This is a genomic window from Stenotrophomonas sp. YJH_SMC_10, assembly GCF_059371555.1.
Map to the genome: position 1 here is coordinate 144,721 of NZ_JCAFUS010000008.1, position 21,662 is coordinate 166,382.

19 protein-coding genes are annotated in these 21,662 nt (G+C 68.2%); 11 read left to right on the plus strand and 8 right to left on the minus strand.

What is annotated here, in order from left to right; genetic code table 11:
- Positions 1 to 19: 19 nt before the first annotated feature.
- Entirely contained in the window at positions 20 to 1,816 is a 1,797-nt protein-coding gene (locus AC5P9C_RS12315; RefSeq protein ID WP_343543427.1) for a DUF7844 domain-containing protein, read from the plus strand.
- On the opposite strand, the gene AC5P9C_RS12320 is transcribed toward AC5P9C_RS12315, so the two are convergent.
- Together AC5P9C_RS12320 and AC5P9C_RS12325 are read right to left on the minus strand one after the other, a co-directional pair.
- The gene (locus AC5P9C_RS12320) at positions 1,794 to 2,870 is read right to left on the minus strand and encodes an ATP-binding protein (RefSeq protein ID WP_049468697.1); all 1,077 of its coding nucleotides are present in this window, start codon (positions 2,868 to 2,870) and stop codon (positions 1,794 to 1,796) included. The two genes, AC5P9C_RS12315 and AC5P9C_RS12320, sit on opposite strands and share 23 nt — an antisense overlap.
- The gene (locus AC5P9C_RS12325) at positions 2,870 to 3,586 is read right to left on the minus strand and encodes a response regulator (RefSeq protein WP_049468695.1); all 717 of its coding nucleotides are present in this window, start codon (positions 3,584 to 3,586) and stop codon (positions 2,870 to 2,872) included. Before AC5P9C_RS12325 ends, AC5P9C_RS12320 begins: the two co-directional genes overlap by 1 nt.
- 128 nt (positions 3,587 to 3,714) lie before the next feature.
- Between AC5P9C_RS12325 and AC5P9C_RS12330 the strand changes: the two genes are divergently transcribed.
- From AC5P9C_RS12330 to AC5P9C_RS12345, 4 genes are all read left to right on the plus strand, one after another.
- On the plus strand, positions 3,715 to 4,863 hold the full coding sequence (locus tag AC5P9C_RS12330) for an efflux RND transporter periplasmic adaptor subunit (protein ID WP_053462681.1): 1,149 nt from the start codon (positions 3,715 to 3,717) through the stop codon (positions 4,861 to 4,863).
- Positions 4,864 to 4,899: 36 nt separating this feature from the next.
- Complete coding sequence (locus AC5P9C_RS12335) at positions 4,900 to 8,049, plus strand: multidrug efflux RND transporter permease subunit (RefSeq protein ID WP_495205169.1); 3,150 nt, start codon at positions 4,900 to 4,902, stop codon at positions 8,047 to 8,049.
- Positions 8,030 to 8,422 carry a nuclear transport factor 2 family protein gene (locus tag AC5P9C_RS12340; protein WP_182067374.1) on the plus strand — a complete coding sequence of 131 codons (393 nt, stop codon included), beginning with the start codon at positions 8,030 to 8,032 and terminating at the stop codon, positions 8,420 to 8,422. Before AC5P9C_RS12335 ends, AC5P9C_RS12340 begins: the two co-directional genes overlap by 20 nt.
- Positions 8,423 to 8,505: 83 nt before the next feature.
- Positions 8,506 to 9,198, plus strand: a complete 693-nt coding sequence (locus AC5P9C_RS12345; protein WP_343542602.1) for a COG3650 family protein — start codon at positions 8,506 to 8,508, stop codon at positions 9,196 to 9,198.
- Positions 9,199 to 9,316: 118 nt separating this feature from the next.
- Here AC5P9C_RS12345 and yeiP read toward each other — a convergent pair whose 3' ends face one another.
- The 5 genes from yeiP to AC5P9C_RS12370 all read right to left on the minus strand — a co-directional run bounded on the left by yeiP (position 9,317) and on the right by AC5P9C_RS12370 (position 12,890).
- On the minus strand, positions 9,317 to 9,883 hold the full coding sequence (yeiP, locus tag AC5P9C_RS12350; protein ID WP_005409468.1) for an elongation factor P-like protein YeiP: 567 nt from the start codon (positions 9,881 to 9,883) through the stop codon (positions 9,317 to 9,319).
- A gap of 49 nt (positions 9,884 to 9,932) precedes the next feature.
- Positions 9,933 to 10,703, minus strand: coding sequence for an SDR family NAD(P)-dependent oxidoreductase (locus tag AC5P9C_RS12355; protein WP_103282966.1), 771 nt, complete (start codon positions 10,701 to 10,703; stop codon positions 9,933 to 9,935).
- A 101-nt stretch (positions 10,704 to 10,804) separates the two neighbouring features.
- Positions 10,805 to 11,701, minus strand: a complete 897-nt coding sequence (locus AC5P9C_RS12360; RefSeq protein WP_343542605.1) for a hydroxymethylglutaryl-CoA lyase — start codon at positions 11,699 to 11,701, stop codon at positions 10,805 to 10,807.
- Positions 11,698 to 12,099, minus strand: coding sequence for a VOC family protein (locus tag AC5P9C_RS12365; protein WP_064238407.1), 402 nt, complete (start codon positions 12,097 to 12,099; stop codon positions 11,698 to 11,700). The genes AC5P9C_RS12360 and AC5P9C_RS12365 overlap by 4 nt, the downstream gene beginning before the upstream one ends.
- A 2-nt stretch (positions 12,100 to 12,101) precedes the next feature.
- Positions 12,102 to 12,890, minus strand: a complete 789-nt coding sequence (locus tag AC5P9C_RS12370) for an enoyl-CoA hydratase/isomerase family protein (RefSeq protein ID WP_130768130.1) — start codon at positions 12,888 to 12,890, stop codon at positions 12,102 to 12,104.
- A gap of 119 nt (positions 12,891 to 13,009) precedes the next feature.
- Between AC5P9C_RS12370 and AC5P9C_RS12375 the strand changes: the two genes are divergently transcribed.
- The 3 genes from AC5P9C_RS12375 to AC5P9C_RS12385 are packed head-to-tail and all read left to right on the plus strand — an operon-like array spanning position 13,010 to position 15,371.
- On the plus strand, positions 13,010 to 13,264 hold the full coding sequence (locus AC5P9C_RS12375) for a FeoA family protein (RefSeq protein WP_049464336.1): 255 nt from the start codon (positions 13,010 to 13,012) through the stop codon (positions 13,262 to 13,264).
- Complete coding sequence (feoB, locus tag AC5P9C_RS12380; protein ID WP_057495098.1) at positions 13,261 to 15,126, plus strand: ferrous iron transporter B; 1,866 nt, start codon at positions 13,261 to 13,263, stop codon at positions 15,124 to 15,126. The genes AC5P9C_RS12375 and feoB overlap by 4 nt, the downstream gene beginning before the upstream one ends.
- A complete protein-coding gene (locus AC5P9C_RS12385) occupies positions 15,126 to 15,371 on the plus strand; it encodes a DUF6587 family protein (RefSeq protein WP_270953068.1) in 246 nt (81 codons plus the stop codon). Before feoB ends, AC5P9C_RS12385 begins: the two co-directional genes overlap by 1 nt.
- A 65-nt stretch (positions 15,372 to 15,436) precedes the next feature.
- Here AC5P9C_RS12385 and AC5P9C_RS12390 read toward each other — a convergent pair whose 3' ends face one another.
- A complete protein-coding gene (locus AC5P9C_RS12390) occupies positions 15,437 to 15,898 on the minus strand; it encodes a DUF4304 domain-containing protein (RefSeq protein WP_057495100.1) in 462 nt (153 codons plus the stop codon).
- Between the two features lie 213 nt (positions 15,899 to 16,111).
- Here AC5P9C_RS12390 and dapB point away from each other — a divergent pair, with 213 nt between their 5' ends.
- The 3 genes from dapB to carB all read left to right on the plus strand — a co-directional run bounded on the left by dapB (position 16,112) and on the right by carB (position 21,660).
- Positions 16,112 to 16,831 carry a 4-hydroxy-tetrahydrodipicolinate reductase gene (gene dapB / locus AC5P9C_RS12395; RefSeq protein WP_074726322.1) on the plus strand — a complete coding sequence of 240 codons (720 nt, stop codon included), beginning with the start codon at positions 16,112 to 16,114 and terminating at the stop codon, positions 16,829 to 16,831.
- 310 nt (positions 16,832 to 17,141) lie between these two features.
- Entirely contained in the window at positions 17,142 to 18,269 is a 1,128-nt protein-coding gene (gene carA / locus AC5P9C_RS12400) for a glutamine-hydrolyzing carbamoyl-phosphate synthase small subunit (RefSeq protein WP_049464327.1), read from the plus strand.
- 148 nt (positions 18,270 to 18,417) lie between these two features.
- A complete protein-coding gene (carB, locus tag AC5P9C_RS12405) occupies positions 18,418 to 21,660 on the plus strand; it encodes a carbamoyl-phosphate synthase large subunit (protein WP_049464325.1) in 3,243 nt (1,080 codons plus the stop codon).
- Positions 21,661 to 21,662 lie beyond the last annotated feature (2 nt).

Consider the following 21,662-nt stretch of genomic DNA (forward strand, 5'->3'; position numbering starts at 1 on the left):
GCCGCTGGCCGGCAACTGCATGACATCTGTACGGAACGCCGCCACGCATGGCGTGGCTCTACTACTGGTCGCCCATGTCGCGCACGCAGCTGATCGCCTGCGGCTGGACCCGGCAGGGTTGAGCCCTGCCCAACGGCAGGTGGCGTCGCAGACGCTCGCCGATGTGCAGTCATTGCTGCCCGAGGGCCTGCTGCGCGCATTGCCGGCGCAGGTCCAGGTGCGCTGGAGTGATGACCTGCCGGTCGATGTACATGGCCGTGCCTTCGGCGGGCGCATCGCGCTGCGCCGCGACCTGCTGGACGAGGCGGTGCCGGGTGCGCGGCGCGCGCGACGCAGCGCGCTGGTGCATGAGCTGACCCACGTTGCCGACCGCGGCGGCGCGAACTGGTCGCGCAGTGCGCGCTGGCGTGATCTGGCCGGTTGGCAGCGCAAGCCCTGGCACCTCGGTCGTGGCGACAACGATTTCCGTGACCGCAGCCCCGATGCCTATGAACTGAAGGACCCCGCCGAATACCTGGCGGTGAACGCCGAGCACTTCGTGCTCGACAGCACGTTCGCCTGCCGGCGCCCGGCACTGGCGCAGTGGTACCAGGCCCACTTCGGAGCGCCGCCATCGCTGCCGCAACCGCAGTGTGCCGCAGCGTTGCCGTTGCTGCAGGCCGAATCGGAAGAGGGCGCGGCATCGCTGCTGCAGCTCGATCCGGCCCGCGTCTATGCCGTGGACTACCTGTTCGCCGAAGGCAGTGCGCAGCCGATGAGCCGCTGGGGCCACAGCATGCTGCGGCTGGTGATCTGCAAACCGGGCCGCGCGCCGGGACCGGACTGCCGCCTGGACCTGGAGCACCACCGCGTGCTGTCCTTCCGCGCCTTCGTCGGCGACGTGCAGATATCCAACTGGCGCGGCCTCACCGGCGGCTACCCGTCGCGCCTGTTCGTGCTGCCGCTGCAGCAGGTGGTGGACGAATACACCAAGGTTGAACTGCGCGGGCTGCAGTCGCTGCCGTTGCGGCTGCACCGCGAGGAGATCGCCAGCCTTCTGGAGCGGACCGCCCAGGTGCACTGGAGCTATGACGGGCGCTATTACTTCGTCAGCAACAACTGCGCAGTGGAAACCGCGAAGCTGCTGCAGGCGGGTGTGCCACGGCTGGGCGAGGCCGGGCTGGCCCAGCTGAGCCCGCGTGGCCTGAAACGGCGACTGGCACGGCTGGATGCGCTCGATGAGCAGGTACTGGCCGATCGCAGCGCAGCGCAGGCGCAGGGGTATTACTTCGCTTCGGCGCGCGACCACTACCAGCAGTTGTTCGCAGTGGCGGCGGCGCAGCTGGCCTTGCCCGCCCGTGATGTGCACGGCTGGCTGAAGCTGCCGGCACGGCAGCGCGCGCCGTGGCTGCTGCAGGGTGACCTGCGCGCCAGCGCCGGCCTGCTGCTGCTGGAACAGGCTGCGCAGCGGCGCGCCGAGCTGCGCGCGCGCGACGTGCTCAAGCGGCAGCTGCTGGCGGCGCCGGACAGCGCAGCAACCCGCAGCCTGCGCGCGTTGCTGGAGCAGGGCGGGCAATGGCTGCGCCCGGGTACGCTGCTGCAGGATGGCGGCTACGGGTTGCCGCTGGACGACGAGCAGGCACTGCTGGCCACGGCCGTGGCCACGGCCAGCGCACAGGCCGTACCGGCATGGCAGGCCTTGCGTTCGCGGCTGCGCCAGCAGCTGCCGGTGCGGCAACGCGAGGAAATGGATGCGATCGACGCGAACCTGGCCGCGCTCGGTGCACGGCTGCGGGCACAGGCCGCGGCTCCGGCTACTGGCGCGGCAGTTCGATGACGAAGCGACTGCCGCCGGCGCTGCCCGGCGTGCAGTAGGCTTGGCCACCGTGCGCATCGGCAATCGCTTTGACCACCGCCAGGCCCAGCCCGCTGCCACCGCCCTGGCGCGAGCGCGAGCCGTCGGCGCGCGTGAACGGCGTGAAGATGTCCGCGTGCAGTGCCGGATCGATGCCCGGGCCCTCATCCTCGATTGCCACCTGCACGTGGCCCGGCGTGTCATGCACGGCGATGCGCACCTTGCCCGGGCTGGCATAGCGGCGCGCGTTCTCCAGCAATGCCAGCAACGCCTGGCGCAGGCGGGTGGGATCACAGTGCGCGTTGTGCTCCTCACGGCTGGTTTCCAGTTCGAGCACGAAACCGGCGGCGCGGAACTGCGGGTCGACCAACGTCATCACCGAGTGCACCTCGGCCACCACGTCGGTGCGCGCGCGGCGTACATCCAGCCGTGCGTTGTCGGACAGGCTCAGCACGCGCAGGTCCTCGATCAGGCGCGACAGTCCTTCGACCTGCGCGAGCAGGCTGCGGAACTGCGACTCGTCCGGCTGGAACACACCCTCGGCCAGCCCCTGCAGGCGACCACGCAGGATCGTCACCGGCGTGCGCAGCTCATGGGCGATGGCCGCGTGCCACATCGCGCGCTCGCTCTCCATGTGCTGCAGGCGGCGCGCCATTGCGTTGAAATCCTCGACCAGGGTGGCCACTTCGCCGGGGGAATTCTCCTCGGCGCTGGCACGTGCGCCGAGGTCGCCGCCGGCAAGCGCGCGCACGCTGTCCACCACCGAATTCAACGGCGACAGGATGCGATGGGCCAGGCGGAATGAAGCAGCGAGGGCCAGCGCCAGTCCGGTCAGGATCACGCCGACCATCCATGCCAGCTCCGGCCCGGTTGGCAGCCAGCTTTCGGGCTCTTCGGTGCTGCCGGGGAAGAATTCGACCAGCACCGCATACAGCAGCCACGACGACAGGATCATCATCACGATGACGCCGATCACCATCAGCGACATCGACACGATGATGTGGCGGCTGAGCCCGGAGCGGCGCAGGCGGGCCATCAGCGGTCGGCCATCAGACGGTAGCCGACGCCGCGCACGCTGGCCGGCACGTTGACCATGCCCACTTCGTCGAGCTTGCGGCGCAGCTTGCTGACATGGCTGTCGACGGTGCGCTCCAGCGCTTCGCTTTCCGGCAGGCATTCATGCATCAGTTCGCTGCGGCTGAAGATGCGCGTGGGCGCCAGCGCCATGCAGTGCAGCAGCTTGAACTCGGTGAGCGTGAGCAGCACTTCATGGCTGTAGCCTTCGCCCTCGACGTGCACGGCATGGGTGGCCGAATCGATCAGCAGTGGGCCGACCCGCAGCGCAGTGGGTGCATCCACCCGCGAGGCCCGCAACGTCCGCCGCAGCACGGCGCGCACGCGTGCGGCCACCTCGGCCGGGTTGAACGGCTTGACCACGTAGTCGTCGGCGCCCATCCGCAGCGCGGTCAGCTTGTCCAGGTCTTGGTCCAATGCGGTCAGCATGATCACCGGCGTCTCGCCACGCTGGCGCAGCTGGGTCAGTACGCTCCAGCCATCCAGGCGCGGCAGCTGCACATCGAGCAGGACCAGGTCGGGACGGGCGCTGCGATGCAGGTCCAGTGCGCTGTGGCCATCGGCGGCACGCAGGGTGCGCAGGCCTTCGCGTTCCAGGTAGGCAGTAAGGATGTCGGCGATCTCGACCTCATCCTCGACAATCAGGACGAGGGCGGCGAGGGCGGGTGAGGCATGCATGCAGGGCGGGGCCGTAAGGTGCTTGCCTCCATCGTATCTCCACACTTCCTCCATCGAAACCCCATCATCGCCACGCACACTGCGCGCTTCAGAACCTATCCGCCGCCTGCGCGGCATTGTGTACAGCAATGAGAACCTTCAGGACTCCGGTCGCGTTGATCGCGGCCCTTGCCTTGGCCATGACGGCCTGCTCCTCCCCCGAGGCCACCCCGGAACCGGCGCCGCGTGTCAGCGTGGTGAGCGTGGGTCCGCAGGTGGTGCAGCGCGATGACGAACTGCCGGGCCGCGTGGCGGCGGTGCGCACCGCGCAGATCCGAGCCCAGGTGGGCGGCATCGTGCAGCGGCGCCTGTTCGAACAGGGCGCGGAAGTCAGTGCCGGCCAGGCCCTGTTCCAGATCGACCCGGCAGCGTTCCGTGCCGATGTCGATTCGGCATTGGCCGCGCTGCAGCGCACTGAGGCCGCGCTGGCCCGCAGCCGCGTTCAGTCGCAGCGCCTGCATGCATTGGCCGCCGCGCAGGCGGTCAGCCAGCAGCATCGCGACGACGCCAGCGCCGAGTACGAACAGGCCCGCGCCGCCGTGAACGAGGCACGCGCCATCCTGGCGCGTCGCCAGCTCGACCTGCGCCATGCGACGGTCAGCGCACCGATTGCCGGTCGCATCGACCAGGCGCTGGTGACCGAAGGCGCACTGGTCGACGTGGCCGATCCCGAGCCCATGGCGGTGGTGCAGCAGATCGACCAGGTCTACGTCGATGTGCGGCAGCCCGCCGCGCAGCTGGAATCGCTGCAGCGCAGTGCGGGCGGTGCCGGCGAACTGCCGGTGACGATCATCGGCGCCGCTGGCAAGCCCCTGCCCGAGCGCGGCACGCTGCTGTTTTCCGGCATCAACGTCGATGCGCGAACGGGAGACGTGATCCTGCGCATCCTGGTCGACAACCCACGCCGCCAGCTGCTGCCTGGCATGTACGTGCGCGCGAGGGTGCCACGCGGCGCGCCGGCCAGCGCCCTGACCGTGCCGCAGCAGGCGGTCCTGCGCAGCGCCGGTGGCCAGGCCTATGCCTGGGTGATCGGCGGCGACGGCAAGGCGGTGATCCGCACGCTGGAGGTGGACGGCAGCGTCGACCGGCAATGGCTGGTGCGCTCTGGCCTGAAGGCGGGCGAGAAAGTGGTGGTCGAGGGCCAGGAACGCCTGCAGGAAGGCGTGGTGGTCGATGCACGCGACTGGCACAGGCCAGTCGCCAGCGCCGGTGCCGTGCAGGCCGGCAGCCAGGGCTGAGCCTTTCCCGGGCCGGTCCCTCCAGGGAAATCCAACATGGCACGTTTTTTCATCGATCGCCCGGTGTTCGCCTGGGTGCTGGCGATCTTCATCATCCTGGCCGGCGTACTGGCGATCCCGCGGCTGGCGGTGGAGCGCTATCCGGCCGTTGCGCCGCCCAGCGTCAGCATCTACGCCAGCTATCCCGGCGCCAGCCCGCAGACGCTGAACGACGCCGTGGTCGGCCTGATCGAGCGCGAGCTGTCCAGCGTCAAGCATCTGCTGTACTTCGAATCGTCGGTGGATACCTCCGGTGAAGCGTCGATCACGGCCACCTTCAAGCCGGGGACCGACCCGGAGCTGGCACAGGTGGACGTGCAGAACCGGATCAAGGCGATCGAGCCACGCCTGCCACGCAGCGTGCGCCAGAACGGCCTGTTCGTGGAGGCCGCCGATTCCGGCTTCCTGATGCTGGTCGGCCTGCGCTCGCCGGATGCCAGCGTCAGCGAAGCGGCGCTGGGCGACTTCATGGCCCGCAACATCATCGAGGAGCTGCGCCGCATCGATGGCGTCGGCCGCGTGCAGCTGTTCGGCGCCGAACAGGCGATGCGCGTGTGGCTGGACCCGGCCCGGTTGACCGGTTACGGCCTGACCATCACTGATGTGGCCACGGCCATCGAGCAGCAGAACCTGGAGATCTCTCCGGGGCGCGTCGGCGATTCGCCGGGTGTGCCGGGCCAGCGCATCACCGTGCCGTTGAGCGCCGATGGCCAGCTGTCCACGCCGGAGCAGTTCGCCGCCATCGTGCTGCGCGCCGGGGCCGACGGTTCGCGTGTACTGCTGGGCGATGTCGCCCGCGTCGAGCTGGGCGCGCAGAGCTACGCCTGGGGTACCCGCGAGGACGGTCACCCGGCCACCGCCGCCGGCGTGCAGCTGCGCCCGGGTGCGAACGCGGTGCGCACGGCCGCGGCGGTGCGCGAGCGGATGGCCGAGCTGGCACCGCTGCTGCCGCGCGGGGTGGAGTCGAGCATTCCGTTCGATACCGCACCCTTCGTGAAGATCTCGATCCAGAAGGTGGTGCAGACCCTGCTGGAGGCGATGCTGCTGGTGTTCGCGGTGATGTACCTGTTCCTGCAGAACTGGCGCTACACGCTGATTCCAGCGCTGGTGGCACCGATCGCGCTGCTGGGGACCTTCGCGGTGATGCTGGCCCTGGGCTTCTCGATCAACGTGCTGACCATGTTCGGCATGGTGCTGGCGATCGGCATCATCGTCGATGATGCGATCGTCGTGGTCGAAGGCGTGGAACGGATCATGGCCGAGGAGGGCCTGCCCCCGCGCGAGGCCACCCTCAAGGCGATGCGCGAGCTGACCGGTGCGGTGATCGGCATCACCCTGGTGCTGACCGCGGTGTTCATCCCGATGGCGCTGGCCAGCGGCTCGGTGGGCGCGATCTACCGCCAGTTCACCGTGGCGATGGCGGTGTCGATCCTGTTCTCGGCGCTGCTGGCGTTGAGCCTGACCCCGGCGCTGTGCGCGACGCTGCTGCGCCCGACCACCCATGGCCATCATGGCCGCGGCGGGTTGTTCGGTGCCTTCAATCGCGGCTTCGAGCGGATGACCGGGCGTTACCAGCGTGGTGTTGCATCGTTGCTGCAGCGGAGCGGGCGGGTGATGGGCGTGTTCGCGGCGCTGGTCGTGGCGCTACTGCTGGGCCTGCACTGGCTGCCGGGCGCGTTCCTGCCGGAGGAGGACCAGGGTTATTTCATGACCTCGATCCAGCTGCCGGCCGAGGCGACGGCCGAACGCACCTTGGCGGTGGTCGAAGCCTACGAACGCCATGTGGCCTCGCGGCCGGGCATCGGCTCCAACCAGGCGATCCTCGGCTACAGCTTCTCCGGTTCCGGCCCGAGCGCAGCGCTGACCTATACGATGCTGAAGGACTGGGGTGAGCGTGCAGGGGCCACCGCGGCCGGCGAAGTGGAGGCCGCGCAGAAGGCGATGGCGGCGGTTGCCGAGGGCGAGGTGATGAGCGTGATGCCGCCCGCCATCGACAGCCTGGGCCGATCGTCCGGCTTCTCGCTGGCCCTGCAGGCGCGCACCGGGCAGAGCCAGGCCGAACTGCGCGCAGCCCTGCAGCAGCTGTTGAAGCTGGCCGAGGCCAGTCCGCTGCTGTCGGAGGTGCATGCCGACGGCCTGCCGGCCGGCACCAGCGTGCGGCTGGACATCGATCGGGCCAAGGCCGAGGCGATGGGGGTGGGCTTCGAGCACATCAGCAGCACGCTGTCGGCGGCGATGGGCTCGCAGTACGTCAACGATTTCCCCAACAAGGGCCGCTTGCAGCAGGTGATCCTGCAGGCCGATGCACCCCACCGGATGGAACTGGAGGATGTGCTGAAGCTGTACGTGCGCAACAGCGAAGGCGGCATGGTGGCGCTGTCCGAGCTGGTCACCCCGCACTGGACCGAGGCGCCGCTGCAGCTGCAGCGCTATCTCGGCTTCCCGGCGTTGAATCTGTCCGGCGCACCGGCCTCGGGCGTATCGACCGGCCAGGCCATGGCGGAGATGGAGCGGTTGGCGCAGAAGCTGCCGTCCGGTTTTGCCCTGCAGTGGACCAGCCAGTCGCTGCAGGAGCGCGAATCGGGACAGCAGGCACCGTGGTTGTTGCTGCTGTCGATGCTGGTGGTGTTCCTGGTGCTGGCGGCACTGTACGAGAGCTGGTCGATCCCGCTGGCGGTGATGCTGGTGGTGCCACTGGGCCTGCTCGGTGCGGTTGCTGCGGTGCTGTTGCGTGGCATGCCCAACGACGTGTTCTTCAAGGTCGGCATGATCACCGTGATCGGGCTGTCGGCGAAGAACGCGATCCTCATCGTCGAGTTCGCGCGCCAGCTGCAGCAGCAGGGTCGCGGCCTGGTGGAAGCAGCGCTGGAGGCGGCGCGGCTGCGCCTGCGGCCGATCGTGATGACCTCGCTGGCGTTCGCGCTGGGCGTGGTGCCGCTGATGCTGGCGCAGGGCGCGTCGAAGGAAACCCAGCAGGCGATTGGAACCGGTGTGTTCGGCGGCATGGTCAGTGCGACCGTGCTGGCGGTGTTCTTCGTGCCGGTCTTCTATGCAGTGGTGCAGCGCGCGCGGCAGTGGATCGCGCAGCGGCTGCGCAGGCGCCGGCCGATGCCGGAAGGAACCGTGGATGGAACGCAACAGCGTTGAAGATCTGCACGAGCCCCAGTTGATGGCGCTGGAGCAGCGCCTGTGCACGGCACTGCTGGAGAATGATCACGATGCGCTGGCCACGCTGCTATCGCCAGCCCTGTTCATGATGGATGGCCACGGTGGCCGGATGCGCGACCTGCCGTGGCTGGGAGCGTGGCGTGCCGGTGGCCTGCAGGTGCGGAGCCTGCGCCTGCACGCGGTGGAAACGCTGCTGTGTGGCCGCCTGGCGTTGCTGTCCGGCGATGTGCACGGGGTGGTGCATTGGCAGGGCCGGGAGCGCGAGTTGAAACTGCGCCTGCTGCGGGTCTGGACCTGCAGTTCTGGAGACAGCGGTGCCCGGTTGCTGTCGATGGCGGTGTTGGCCGCGTGAGTGCGGTCAGGCCGCTTTCAGGCCCTGCTCACCGCAAGGTGGTAGGGTCGAGCGTCTCTGTAGTTTCGACAAGGAGTCGAGCCATGCGTGTAGTTCCCAGTCTGTTGGCGGCCTCCCTCGGCTTGGTGCTGGCTGCGTGCCAGCCGGCTCAGGCACCCGCCGCCGGCAATGACACCCCGCCTGCCACGCCGCAGCCGGACCCCGGCGCCAAGGGCGGCGGCAGCGAGACCGCCTATCAATGCGGTGACCTGGGCGTGCGCGCGACCTTCAATGGCGAGGATGCGGCGACCGTGGTGATCGGCGACCGTACCTTCGCCATGACCTCCGAGCGCGCGGCATCCGGCGCCAAGTACAGCGATGGCCAGGGCAACAGCTTCTGGACCAAGGGCAGCGATGAAGGACTGTTGAGCCTGAAGGGCGAGACGGACCGCGAGTGCCATGCGGTCGAAGCGACCGAAGGTGATGGCAGCGCGGGCACGGCCGCGTTCCGCGCCACCGGCAACGAGCCGGGCTGGTTGGCGGTCGTCGATGGCGACGCGCCGGGCCTGCAGGTGGAAGTCGATTATGGCGAGCGCCGCTTCGACGTCGCCCAGCCCACCCAGGGTGCTGACGGATGGAGCGGCAAAGCATCCGATGGCACCGACGTCAAGCTCAGCTTCCAGCGCACCACCTGCCAGGACGACATGAGCGGCGAGGCGTTCGAGGCCAAGGTGAATCTGACCATCGGCACCCGCCAGTACCACGGCTGCGGCAACTTCGGTACACAGCAGCCGTAAGCTTCCTGTGGAGCCGAGCCCGCGCTCGGCTCTACACGGCTGCTGCATCCGATGCGCTGCCCGCTGCCTGCGGTGAACTTGCCGCAGGCAGGGACAGGCTGCCGATCAGCGAAAGCGCTTAGTCGGCGCGGCCGGCGAATTCGCCGGTGGCGGTGTTCACCAGCACGCGTTCACCGTTGACGATGTACTCCGGCACCATGATCTCGATGCCTGTGTTGAGCTTGGCCGGCTTCGGGCGCTTGGTGGCGGTGCCGCCCTTCAGTTCCGGCGGGGTCTCGATCACTTCCAGCACCACCGAGGCCGGCAGCTGGATCGCCACCGGCTGCTCGTCGATCACCTGCACGTAGATGCCGGTCAGGCCGTCGGTGATGTAGCCGGCGTCATCGCCGATCACGTCCGCGTCCAGGGTGTAGGGGGTGTAGTCCTCGTCATCGAGGAACACGAAGGCATCGCCGTCCTTGTACGAATAGGTGGACTGGCGGCGCAGCAGTTCGACCTCGACCAGGTTGTCGTCGGCATCGAAGCTCGCATCGAGCTTGTTGCCGCCCGGCACGCTGTACATGATGAAGCGGAAGCGGACGTTGCCGCCGCGACCCTGCGGCGAGCTGCGCTCGATGTCGCGGATCTGGTACACGCCGTTGTTGTACTCGACGACGTTGCCCTTCTTGATGTCGTTGGCTTTCATGGTGATCTAGGTCGTTGGGGGAGGGCGCCGTCCCGGCGCCCGGGGGGAATCACTTCGGAGCGAGGCGGGTGGCGCCGTCCAGGCGGATGGTCTCGCCGTTGAGGTAGGTGTTGCCGAGGATGAAGCCGACCAGGCTGGCGAAGTCTTCCGGCTTGCCCAGGCGCGACGGGAACGGGATCGAGGCGGCCAGCGACTGCTGCACGGCTTCGGGCATGCCATCGACCATTGGCGTCCAGAACACGCCCGGGGCGATGGTGTTGACGCGGATGCCGAAGCGCGACAGCTCGCGCGCCATCGGCAGCGTCATCGACACCACGCCGCCCTTGCTGGCCGCATACGCGGCCTGGCCGATCTGGCCTTCATAGGCGGCGATGCTGGCGGTGTTGATGATCACGCCGCGCTCGCCGTCTTCGCCGGCGTCGTTGTGCTGCATGCGGTTGGCCGCGGCCTTGGCCACGTTGAAGCTGCCGACCAGGTTGACCATCACCGTGCCCTGGAAAGCGGCCAGCGGCATCGGGCCTTCCTTGCCCAGCACGCGGCCGGCGCCGAGGATGCCGGCACAGTTCATCGCCACGTTCAGGCCGCCGAGGAAATCGTGGGCCTGGTCGATGGCCGCAGCCACGGCCGACTCATCGCTGACGTTGACGTTGAAATAGCGGGCCTTGTCGGCACCCAATGCGGTGACGGCGGCAGCGCCCTTGTCATCGTTGAGGTCGAACAGGGCCACCTTGCCGCCCTGGGCGACGAGGTGCTGGGCCACGGCCAGGCCGAGGCCGGAGACGCCGCCAGTGATCACGGCACGTACGGAAGACAGCTGCATTGAACGGTCCTGCAGGTTCGAGAACCGCCGATTCTAACGGAAGCGGCGACCGCCGCCGTTGTGCACTGCGCCGCCCCGGCAGGAGCGGCGCAGCGGGGTGCTCAGCCGGTCGCTGCCAGCGCCTGTCCGGTGCGGCTGGCGGTGGCGCGGCCGAGCAGGCCAGCCAGCCAGCGGCCGGTCTCGGCCAGTGCCGGCAGGTCCACGCCGCTGTCCAGGCCCAGGCCCCGCAGCAGGTAGACCACGTCCTCGCTGGCGACATTGCCGCTGGCCCCCTTCGCATACGGGCACCCGCCGGCACCGGACACGGCGCTGTCGACCACGCGCACGCCTTCTTCCAGGCAGGTGGCGATGTTGGCGATGGCCTGGCCGTAGGTGTCGTGGAAGTGCACGGCCAAGGCGTCCATCGGGATCTCGGCAGCGACCGCCTGCAGCATCGCCCGTGCCTTGCGCGGGGTGCCGACGCCGATGGTGTCGCCCAGCGAGATTTCGTAACAGCCCATCTGGTGCAGCGCGCGCGCCACCCGCACCACGTCGGCCAGCGGCACCTCGCCCTGGTAAGGGCAGCCGAGCACGGTGGAAACGTAGCCGCGCACACGCACGCCATCGGCGGCGGCGCGGCGCAGGATCGGCTCGAACCGGGCCAGCGATTCGTCGATGCCGGCATTGGTGTTGGTGCGGTTGAAGGCCTCGGACGCAGCGGTGAACACCGCCACTTCCTCCACGCCCACCGCGCGGGCGCGGTCGTAGCCCTGTTCGTTCGGCACCAGCACCGGGTAGTGGATGCCGGGCCGGCGCTGGATGCCGGCGTAGACCTCGGCGGCGTCCGCCAGCTGCGGGATCCACTTCGGGCTGACGAAACTGGTCGCTTCGATGCTGCGCAGGCCGGTGGCCGACAGGCGGTTGATCAGTTCGATCTTGTCGGCGGTGGACACCGACTGCTTTTCGTTCTGCAGGCCGTCACGCGGGCCGACCTCGACGATGCGGACGTAGTCGCTCATGCGGCCACCCCGGCGGCGGGGAAGTGGCAGACCGCTTCGATGTTGTTGCCGTCCGGGTCGAGCACGAAGGCAGCGTAGTAATCCGGGTGGTACCACGGGCGCAGGCCCGGGGCGCCGTTGTCGCGGCCACCGGCGGCGAGGGCAGCGGCGTGGAAGGCGTCCACCTGCGCGCGGCGGGCGCAGGCGAAGGCCACGTGCACGCCGTGGCTGGCGGTGCCGCCATTGCCGAGCCAGAAGAACGGCTTGCCGTCGCTGCCGAAGCCGACGTGGTCGTGGTCGCCGGTCTGTTCGGCGCTCACTTCCATCACCACGCCGATCTGCAGCGGCGCCAGCGCCTGCAGGAAGAAGGTCTTGCTGCGCGCCAGGTCGGCGCTGGTCAAACCAAGATGATCGAGCATGTTCAGGCTTCCGTGACCCAATGGGGGGCGCGCTTGTCGAGGAAGGCGCCCAGGCCTTCCTGGCCCTCGGCGGAGACCCGCAGGCGCGCGATCAGGGCCGCATTATCGCGATCCAGGGCGTCGCGGTCATGGCTGTCCCGGACCTGCCGCACCAGCTGCTTGGCGGTGGACGAGGCGATCGGGCCGGCCTTGTCGAGCAGCGCCAGCTGGCGTTCCAGCGCCTCGTCCAGGCGCTCGGGCTCGACCAGCTGATGGACCAGGCCGATGCGCAGCGCGGTGTCGGCATCGAAGTGCTCGCCGGTGGCGAACCAGCGACGGGCCTGGCGGGGGCCGATGGCCTCGATCACATAGGGCGAGATGACGGCGGGCAGCAGGCCCAGGCGGCTTTCGGTCAGGCCGAAGCGGGCCGCGGTGCTGGCGATGGCGATGTCGCAGCAGGCGACCAGGCCGACACCGCCGCCGAAGGCCGCGCCGTGGACCCGGGCCAGGGTCGGCTTGGGCAGCTCGTCCAGGGTGCGCATCAGCCGTGCCAGGGCCAGCGAGTCCTCACGGTTGTCGGCTTCGCTGGCGGCCGCCATGCCGCGCATCCACTGCATGTCGGCACCGGCCGAGAAGGAGGCGCCGTGACCGGCCACCACCACGGCCCGGATCGAATCGTCGCGCCCGGCGGCCTCCAGCGCGGCGGTCAGCCGGGCGATCAGGCTGGCGTCGAAGGCGTTGTGCAGCTCCGGCCGGTTCAGCCAGAGGGTGAGGACGGCGCCGCGGCGCTCGATCTGCAAAGCATCGTTCATGGGATTCCAGAGTCACTCCATACCTGTATGGATCATAGCGGGCCATTGGTCATGGGCCATGACGCGACGCGGGAATGTTAGAATCGAGAACCATTTACATCCAGCAGAGAACACGCTAGATGACGCTGTCCGAACTGCCGCTGCACACCTCGGCCGTGGTCGAGTCCGTGCAGGACCTGCATGCCAACGATGCCATTGCCCGTCGCCTGCGCGAGCTGGGTTTCGTGAATGGCGAGGAAGTACGCCTGGTGGCCAAGGGTCCGGTGGGGGGCGAGCCGCTGCTGGTGCAGGTCGGGTTCACCCGGTTCGCGCTGCGGATCAGTGAAGCCAAGCGCGTCGTGGTCGACGCCGTCAGTCAGGAACGCCGTGCATGACCGCTACTGCCGCCTCCGCCCCCCTGCGCATCGCACTGGTCGGTAACCCCAACAGTGGCAAGACCGCGCTGTTCAACCAGCTGACCGGCAGCCGGCAGAAAGTCGCCAACTACACCGGCGTTACCGTCGAGCGCAAGGAAGGCCGCCTGCGTGCGCCGTCCGGCCGTGAATTCGCCGTGCTCGACCTGCCGGGCGCCTACAGCCTGCATCCGGCCAGCCTGGACGAGGCGATCACCCGTGACCTGTGCCGGGGCTTCTACCCGGGCGAAGCGGCGCCGGACGTGCTGCTGTGCGTGATCGACGCCACCAACCTGCGCCTGCACCTGCGCTTCGCGCTGGAGCTGCGCGAACTGGGCAAGCCGATGGTGGTGGCCCTGAACATGGTCGACGCGGCCCAGCGCCGTGGCATCCAGGTGGACGTGGCCGCGCTCGAGCGCGAGCTGGGCGTACCGGTGGTGGAGACCGTGGCGGTGCGCAAGCAGGGGGCCAGGGCCCTGGTCGAGCGCCTGGACGCGATGGTGCCGCACCTGGATGCACCGGTGCCGGGCCCGGAAGGTGGCATCGATTACCACGCCAGGGTGCGCGAGATCCTGTCAGTCGCCGTGCGGATGCCGGCGCGGACCGCGAAGATCGACGACGCACTGGACCGCTGGCTGCTGCACCCGGTGTTCGGGCTGATCAGCCTGGCGGTGGTGATGTTCCTGATCTTCCAGGCCGTGTACGCGTGGGCGACGCCGCTGATGGACGGCATCGAGGCTGGCTTCGCCTGGCTCGGTACTCTCGTTGGCAGCGTGTTGCCGGAGGGTCCGCTGGCCAGCCTGCTGACGGACGGCATCATCGCCGGCGTCGGTGGCGTGGTGGTATTCCTGCCGCAGATCCTGATCCTGTTCTTCTTCATCCTGGTGCTGGAGGAATCCGGCTACCTGCCGCGTGCGGCGTTCCTGCTCGACCGCATGATGGCTGCCGCCGGCCTGTCCGGCCGCTCGTTCATCCCGCTGCTGTCCAGCTTCGCCTGCGCGGTGCCGGGCATCATGTCCACGCGCAGCATCCAGGATCCGCGTGACCGCCTGGCCACCATCCTGGTCGCACCGCTGATGACCTGCTCGGCGCGCCTGCCGGTGTATGCGCTGCTGATCGGTGCGTTCATTCCGCAGAAGACGGTGTGGGGGGTGTTCAACCAGCAGGGCCTGGTCCTGTTCGGCCTGTACGCGGCCGGCATCCTCAGTGCGCTGGCGATGTCGTGGATCATGAAGAAGTGGCGCCGCGACAAGAGCGAGCACCCGCTGATGCTGGAGCTGCCGTCCTACCGGCTGCCGCACGTGCGTGACCTGGCGGTGGGCCTGTATGAGCGCGGCATGATCTTCCTCAAGCGCGTCGGGGGCATCATCCTGGCGCTGACCATCCTGCTGTGGGTGCTGCTGTCGTTCCCGGCGGCCCCGGTCGATGCCACCCTGCCGGCGATCGACTACAGCTACGCGGGCCGGATCGGCCATGCGATGGCCGTATTCTTCGCGCCGCTGGGCTTCAACTGGCAGATCTGCATCGCGCTGATTCCGGGCCTGGCCGCGCGTGAAGTGGCGGTGTCGTCGCTGGCGACGGTGTATGCGCTGTCGGCGGCCGACGACGATGCCGCCAGCCAGGCACTGACCCCGTTGATCAGCGATGGCTGGTCGCTGGCCACGGCTCTGTCGCTGCTGGTCTGGTACATCTACGCCCCGATGTGCATCTCGACGCTGGCCACCATCAAGCGCGAGACCAACTCGTGGAAGCAGATGGGCTTCGCGGCGTTCTACCTGTTCGCGGCGGCCTATGTGGCCGCGCTGATCACCTACCAGGTGACCAGGGCGCTGGGAGGCGGCTGATGGATACCGGTCTGCTGGTCCAGTACCTGATCATCGCGGTGGCCGTGCTGGTCAGTGCCTGGGTGGTGCTGAAGAAGCAGTTCCCCGGCACCGTGCGCACGCTGCGCGGGGCGCTGGCGCTGGCCCTGCTGAAGCCGGGCCGCGCGGCCTGGGCGCAGGCGCTGGGGCGAAAGATCGCGCCGCCGGCGAGCGGCGGTGCGGGTGCCTGTGGCGGTTGCGACAGCTGCGGGCCGACCAAGAGGTAGCGTCGAGCCATGCTCGGCGGCGGCCGTCCGGTGGGTGCGAACCTTGTTTCGCACGCTCTCAGTGTTCAGACCTCTCTGCGGATGATCGCCCGGAAGTTCCCGTCCCGGTTCAGGCGCCGCACCGACGCGCGGTTTCCATGGGCTGCTGCGAAACCCGCCACGTCCGCCAGGGCATCGAGCAGCAGGGCCTTCAATGCGTCGCGATTGCCGGCCTCGAGCAGATCTTCAAGATCCTGCTGGATGAAGGCCCGGCGCAGGCCCGGCGTTTCTTCGATCCGCCAGTCGACATGGGGCGTGGGAATGCTGGAGCGGTACCGGAAGGCCGTTTCAAGATCGTCAGGCGCGAGCGGATACGCGAGCAGCTCTGGGAAGTAGAGTCCAGCATTCACATAGAAGCCCCGGCTTTCGCTGGCACGCTGGTGATTCACGACAAGCAGCGCGGCATCCAACAAGCGGTAGCGGGTCGTCGACGTCCCGGCAAAGCCGGTCTTCCTTGCGCACTTGCTGAAGACGGTCGAGGATTTCATGGGTGTTGCCCCGGCTGAAGGGAGGGCCACAGACTTGAAGCGGAGCGTTGTCGCGTCCAGTGGCAAACCCGTCACCGCCGGAGTCGAACGGCCTGACAGTTGCGCGCAGGCAACACCGTGCGTCGCGAGGAATGAGCGCCCTCAATCAAAGAGCATGCAGCGTCACAGCGATGGCGCTTGCCGGAGCGGGCGTGCTGCCGCTAGCCTGCAGGCATGAACCAGACTCCCCTGCGATTGCTCATTCACGGCGCCTCCGGGCGCATGGGCCAGGCCCTGCTGCGGCTGGCCGCCGAACATCCCGAAACCCTGCAGATCGTGGCCGCGGTGACCGGCCGTGCGCCGGCGCAGCGCGTGGTCGACGGCGTGCCGTTCTTCGGTGCCAGCGAACTGCCCGGCGCGCCGGTGTTCGACGTGGCGATCGACTTCAGCCTGCCGGAGGGCTTCGACCCGCTGCTGGCGCTGTGCGTGGAGCGTGGGGCCGGGCTGGTGTCGGGCACCACCGGCATCTCCAGCACGCAGCGCCAGGCGCTGGAGGCGGCAGCGGCGAAGATTCCGCTGGTCTGGGCCTCGAACTTCAGCCTGGGCGTGGCGGTACTGGACGAGCTGGTCGAGCGCGCGGCGCAGGCGCTGCCCGGCTGGGACTGCGACATCGTCGAATCGCACCACACCCAGAAGAAGGACGCGCCGTCGGGCACCGCGCTGACCCTGGGTGCGGCCGCGCAGCGGGGCGGGGCGGAGCCGCACTACGCCAGCCTGCGTGCCGGCGACATTGTCGGCGAGCACCTGGTCCAGTTCACCGGGCTGGGCGAGCGCATCGAGCTGGTGCATCGGGCCACCAACCGCGATATCTTCGCCCGCGGCGCCCTGTTCGCCGCCCGCCAGCTGCAGGGCCGGGGCCCGGGCAGCTACCGGGTGCGGGACCTGCTGGCGTAAGGCGGTAGTTGCCGGCCGCTGGCCGGCAACCTTGGGTTACGGGGCGCCAATGGGATTGCCGGCCAGCGGCCGGCACTATCCGGTAGCGGGTGCCGCATACGCCGCCGGATTGAAATGAATGCGCAATCGCCTGTTCATGAAGCGCGATAACCGCTGGCGCGAGCGCCCCGGCAGCGCTACAATTCGCACTCGCCGAATCACGAAAGCCGGACCGGTCCCAGACCGTACGTCCGCGCTTTTTTGCAACCGGATTTCCGTGAAGCGCAGGCGTGACTTCGGCAGCCCCCTCGGTAGCCAAAGTGAGATTCCCGTGACCCAAGCCGCAATCCTCGTCCTCGAAGACGGCACCGTATTCGAGGGCGAATCCGTAGGCGCGCCCGGCCTGTCCGTCGGTGAGGTGGTGTTCAACACCGCCATGACCGGCTATCAGGAAGTTCTGACCGACCCGTCCTACGCCCGGCAGATGGTCACGCTGACCTATCCGCATATCGGCAACACCGGCATGACCGACCAGGACGATGAAGCGTCCAAGGTGTGGTCGGCCGGCCTGATCGTGCGCGATGTTCCGCGCCGTCCCAGCAACTGGCGCAGCCAGGTGTCGCTGCAGGACTGGCTGATCCAGCGTGGCGTGGTTGCCATCGCCGGCATCGACACCCGCAAGCTGACCCGCATCCTGCGCGAGAAGGGCGCGCAGAACGGTGCGCTGATGGCCGGCGACATCGACGTGGAAAAGGCACTGGAAGCCGCCCGCAAGTTCCCGGGCCTGAAGGGCATGGATCTGGCCAAGGTCGTCACTACGGAGAAGACCTACACCTGGACCGAGGGCCAGCTGGATCTGGATGCCAATGCCTTCGTCAGCGTGCCGGCCCGGTTCAAGGTCGTTGCCTATGACTTCGGCGTGAAGACCAACATCCTGCGCATGCTGGCCGAGCGCGGCTGCGAAGTGACCGTTGTGCCGGCGCAGACCCCGGCCGCCGAAGTGCTGGCACTGAAGCCGGACGGCGTGTTCCTGTCCAACGGCCCGGGTGACCCGGAGCCGTGTGACTACGCCATCGAGGCGATCAAGACCTTTATCGATGTGAAGATCCCGACCTTCGGCATCTGCCTGGGCCACCAGCTGCTGGGCCTGGCCTCGGGCGCGCAGACCATGAAGATGGGCCACGGCCACCACGGTGCCAACCACCCGGTGCAGGACCTGGACAGCGGGCGGGTGATGATCACCTCGCAGAACCACGGTTTCGCGATCGATGAAGCAACCCTGCCGCCGACCCTGCGCGTGACCCACCGTTCGCTGTTCGACGGCACCAATCAGGGCGTCGCCCGCACCGACGTGCCGGCGTTCTCGTTCCAGGGCCATCCGGAAGCGTCGCCGGGCCCGCACGACGTCGGTCCGCTGTTCGACCGCTTCGTGGTGCTGATGGAGCAGGCCAAGGCGTGATCAGTACGCCGCCGGCCTGCCGGTGGCGTCGCGATGGACCGTAAACCCCGCATCGCTGCTGCCCCCGGCGCGGCGCTGCGGATCAAGATTCCTGATCGACAGCGTGCGATCACCCCCCTTGTCACGCTGTACTGACTTAGAGAAGAAAATGCCCAAGCGCACTGACCTCAAGACCATCCTCATCATCGGTGCTGGCCCGATCGTCATCGGCCAGGCCTGCGAGTTCGACTACTCCGGCGCCCAGGCCTGCAAGGCCCTGCGCGACGAGGGTTACCGCGTGGTGCTGGTCAACAGCAACCCGGCCACGATCATGACCGACCCGGAGATGGCCGACGCCGTCTACATCGAGCCGATCAACTGGCAGACGGTCGAGAAGATCATCGCCAAGGAAAAGCCCGACGCGCTGCTGCCGACCATGGGTGGCCAGACCGCGCTGAACTGCGCGCTGGACCTGGCCGACAACGGCGTGCTGGAGAAGTACAACGTCGAACTGATCGGCGCCAAGCGCGAAGCGATCCGCATGGCCGAAGACCGCGAGCTGTTCCGCGTGGCCATGGGTGAGATCGGCCTGGAATGCCCGACCGCCGCCGTCGCCCACACCCTGGACGAAGCGCTGGAAATCCAGACCCGCGTCGGCTACCCGACCATCATCCGCCCCAGCTTCACCCTGGGCGGCAGCGGTGGCGGCATTGCCTACAACCGCGAAGAGCTGGTCGAGATCGTCAGCCGCGGCCTGGAACTGTCGCCGACCACCGAAGTGCTGGTGGAAGAGTCGGTGCTGGGCTGGAAGGAGTTCGAGATGGAAGTGGTCCGCGACACTGCGGACAACTGCATCATCGTCTGCTCGATCGAGAACCTGGACCCGATGGGCGTGCACACCGGTGACTCGATCACCGTGGCGCCGGCGCAGACCCTGACCGACAAGGAATACCAGCGCCTGCGCGATGCCTCCATCGCCGTGCTGCGCAAGATCGGCGTCGATACCGGTGGCTCGAACGTGCAGTTCGGCATCAACCCGAAGACCGGCCGCGTGGTCGTCATCGAGATGAACCCGCGCGTGTCGCGTTCCTCGGCGCTGGCCTCCAAGGCCACCGGCTTCCCGATCGCCAAGGTCGCCGCCAAGCTGGCCGTGGGCTACACCCTGGACGAACTGAAGAACGAGATCACCGGCGGCCTGACCCCGGCCTCGTTCGAGCCGTCCATCGACTACGTCGTCACCAAGATCCCGCGCTTCGCCTTCGAGAAGTTCCCGGCCGCCGACGCCCGCCTGACCACCCAGATGAAGTCGGTGGGCGAGGTGATGGCGATGGGCCGCACCTTCCAGGAGTCGGTGCAGAAGGCCCTGCGTGGCCTGGAGACCGGCAAGGTCGGCTTCGATCCGACCGGGCTGGACCTGTCCAACGAAGACGACCTGCAGACCCTGCGCCGCGAGCTGAAGGCGCCCGGCCCGGAGCGCCTGTTCTTCGTCGCCGATGCGTTCCGCGCCGGCATGAGCGTGGAAGAGATCTACGCGCTGTCGTTCATCGATCACTGGTTCCTGGACCAGATCGAGGAAATCATCGCTGCAGAAGGCGAAGTCGCTGCCGGTGGCATCGACGCGCTGGACGCCGCACGCCTGCGCAAGCTGAAGCGCGCTGGCTTCTCCGACGCGCGCCTGGCGCAGCTGACCGGCACCAACGAAGCCGCCATCCGCGCGCTGCGTCGTGCGCACAAGGTGCGCCCGGTCTACAAGCGCGTGGACTCCTGCGCCGGCGAGTTCTCCACCGGCACCGCCTACCTGTACTCCACCTACGAGGACGAGTGTGAGGCCGCGCCGAGCAACCGCGACAAGATCATGATCCTGGGCGGTGGCCCGAACCGCATCGGCCAGGGCATCGAGTTCGACTACTGCTGCGTGCACGCGGCACTGGCGCTGCGCGAGGATGGCTATGAAACCATCATGGTCAACTGCAACCCGGAGACCGTGTCGACCGACTACGACACCTCCGACCGCCTGTACTTCGAACCGCTGACCCTGGAAGACGTGCTGGAAATCGTCGAACTGGAACAGCCGAAGGGCGTGATCGTGCAGTACGGCGGCCAGACCCCGCTGAAGCTGGCGCGCGCGCTGGAAGCCAACGGCGTGCCGGTGATCGGCACCAGCCCGGACTCGATCGATCTGGCCGAAGACCGCGAGCGCTTCCAGCAGCTGGTCGACAAGCTGGGCCTGAAGCAGCCGCCGAACCGCATCGCCCGCAACGACCAGGAAGCCCTGCTGCTGGCCCGCGAGATCGGCTACCCGCTGGTGGTGCGCCCGAGCTACGTGCTGGGTGGCCGTGCGATGGAAATCGTCTACGGTGAAGCCGACCTGGCCCGCTACGTGCGCGACGCGGTGAAGGTGTCCAACGATTCGCCGGTGCTGCTGGACCGCTTCCTCGACAACGCCGTCGAGTGCGACGTCGACATCATCGCCGACAAGGACGGCAACGTCCTGATCGGTGGCGTGATGGAGCACATCGAAGAAGCCGGCGTGCACTCGGGCGATTCCTCGTGCTCGCTGCCGCCGTACTCGCTGTCGGCTGAAACCCAGGCCGAACTGCGCCGCCAGGTGGTGGAGCTGGCCAAGGCCCTGAACGTGGTCGGCCTGATGAACACCCAGTTCGCGATCCAGACCAGCGACGAAGGTGCCGACACCATCTACCTGCTGGAAGTGAACCCGCGTGCCTCGCGCACCGTGCCGTTCGTGTCCAAGGCCACCGGCATGCCGCTGGCCAAGATCGCCGCCCGCTGCATGGCCGGCAAGACGCTGGCCGAGCAGGGCGCGACCAAGGAAATCGTGCCGGACTACTACTCGGTGAAGGAAGCGATCTTCCCGTTCGCCAAGTTCCAGGGCGTCGACCCGATCCTCGGGCCGGAGATGCGCTCCACCGGTGAGGTGATGGGCGTGGGCCGCAGCTTCAACGCCGCCTTCGCGCGTGCGCAGGAGGCCGGTGGCATCAAGGCACCGCCGGTCGGCAAGGCGTTCGTCTCGGTGCGTGATCCGGACAAGAAGCGCGTGCTGCCGGTGGCCAAGGCGCTGCTGGCGCGTGGCTACAGCCTGGTCGCCACCCGTGGCACCGCCGCGTGGCTGCAGCAGCACGGCATGGACTGCGAGATCATCAACAAGGTGGTCGAAGGCCGTCCGCACATCGTCGACTCGATCAAGAACGGCGAGATCGTCTACATCGTCAACACGACCGAAGGTCGTTCGGCGATCAACGACTCGTTCTCGATCCGTCGCGAGGCGCTGCAGCATCGCGTCACCTACTCGACCACCATTGCCGGCGCCAAGGCGCTGGTGGATTCACTGGAATTCCGCGGCACCGGTCCCGTCTGGTCGCTGCAGGAGCTGCACAAGGAGTTGAATGCATGAGA